Annotated in this window: 2 protein-coding genes; both read left to right on the top strand. The window is 62.4% G+C overall.

Annotated features, from left to right (window positions below; genetic code table 11):
• On the top strand, positions 1–472 hold a 472-nt coding region (locus tag ACE3PP_RS16075; protein ID WP_374384104.1), incomplete at its 5' end, for a hypothetical protein.
• Positions 465–1562, top strand: a complete 1098-nt coding sequence (mnmA, locus tag ACE3PP_RS16070) for a tRNA 2-thiouridine(34) synthase MnmA (protein ID WP_374384102.1) — start codon at positions 465–467, stop codon at positions 1560–1562. The genes ACE3PP_RS16075 and mnmA, both read left to right, overlap by 8 nt.
• The last annotated feature ends 123 nt before the right edge of the window (positions 1563–1685 follow it).

The following is a 1685-nucleotide window of genomic DNA, read 5'->3' as shown; positions in this document are numbered from 1 at the left end:
CGGTTGTCTGGCGCAGGCGCACATTCGCTACACCGAAGGGCAGTTGGGTCTGGTGCGCCGGATCATGGCGCGAGCCACCGATGCGGCCAGCGAGCGCGAGCGCCTGGCCGAGACGCTGGGCAGCCTCTACGCCTGGGGCGGCGAGCAGTCGGATATCCACAACGATCGTGGCGGCAACTATGCGGACGACCATGTCTCGGGCCGGATGGATTGCATCGATCACTCGACATCGACCACCCGCCTGCTGCACTTGCTGGTGCGGCGGGGGTATTTGCGCTGGCACCGCGTGCTGGAGCCGCAGTCGCGCAATTTCGCCGGTCTGGTGCCGGTGCATTGGTCGGCGGTGATCGAGGAAAAACAGGAGGGTGAACCGAGGCGCTTCGCCGTCGATAGCTGGTTCGTCGATAATGGACAGCCGGCGGTGATCCTGCCGCTGGAAGAATGGAAGAAAGGGGCTGGTCCCGATGTCTAAGAAAACCGTGGTCGTCGGCTTGTCCGGCGGCGTTGATTCCTCCGTCGCCGCGCTGTTGCTCAAGCAACAGGGCTGGAACGTGATCGGCCTGTTCATGAAGAACTGGGAAGACGACGATACCGAAGAGTATTGCTCGTCGCGCCAGGATCTGATCGATGTGATGAGTATCGCCGACCGCATTGGCATCGACGTCGAGGTGGTCAATTTTGCCGCCGAGTACCGCGAGCGGGTGTTCGCCGAGTTCCTGCGCGAATACCAGGCCGGGCGGACGCCGAATCCGGACATCCTGTGCAACTCCGAGATCAAGTTCAAGGCTTTTCTCGACCACGCCCTGAAGCTCGGTGCCGACAAGATTGCCACCGGCCACTATGCCGGCGTACGCGAGTTCAATGGCGAATTCCAGTTGCTCAAGGCCGAGGACGGCACCAAGGATCAGAGTTACTTTCTCTACCGCCTGAACCAGGCGCAATTGTCGAAGTCGTTGTTCCCGCTGGCCAGTCTCTACAAGCGCGAGGTGCGCAAGATGGCCGAGGCGGCCGGGCTGCATGTGGCGACCAAGAAGGATTCGACCGGCATCTGCTTCATCGGCGAGCGGCCGTTCAAGGATTTCCTGGCGCGCTATCTGCCGCCCAAGAAAGGTGAAATTCGTCGCCTCGATGACGGCAAGGTGATGGGCGAACACGATGGTCTGATGTACCACACCCTCGGTCAGCGCAAGGGGCTGCACATCGGCGGCATCAAGGAAAAGGGGGCGCCGGGCGGTGGCGATCACGATGCCTGGTTCGTGGCCGGCAAGGATATGGAAAAGAACGTGCTGTATGTCGTCCAGGGGCATGATCACCCGGCCTTGCTGAAGGGCGAGTTGGTCGCCGAGCAACTGAGCTGGGTGTCCGGCAAGGCGCCGCATACGCACTGGGTGTATACGGCCAAGCCGCGCTACCGGACCAGCGATCAGCCTTGCGAGGTCGAGCGGGTTGATGCCGACAGCTGCGAAATCCGGTTTGCCGAGCCGCAGTGGGCGCTCACGCCCGGGCAGTCGGTGGTGCTCTACGAGAGTCGCGTTTGTCTGGGGGGCGGGGTGATCCGCTAATCAGCCCTGGTCGGGGTGATGTAACAAGGGCGCCGTTGGCGCCCTTGGTTTTTCAGTCGTGCGGAACGGTATCGGCGAACGCCGGGCGCTGCATCAGCTTGTCGTACAGCTTGGCCAGGTTGG

The sequence above is a fragment of the Dongia sp. genome (assembly GCF_041910485.1).
Classification (GTDB): domain Bacteria; phylum Pseudomonadota; class Alphaproteobacteria; order Dongiales; family Dongiaceae; genus Dongia.
This window is presented reverse-complemented; position numbering and strand designations above follow the sequence as displayed.

Coding starts and splice junctions, on each gene's coding strand:
- mnmA (WP_374384102.1), top strand. CDS start 465: ATGTCTAAGAAAACCGTGGTCGTCGGCTTGTCCGGCGGCGTTGATTCC.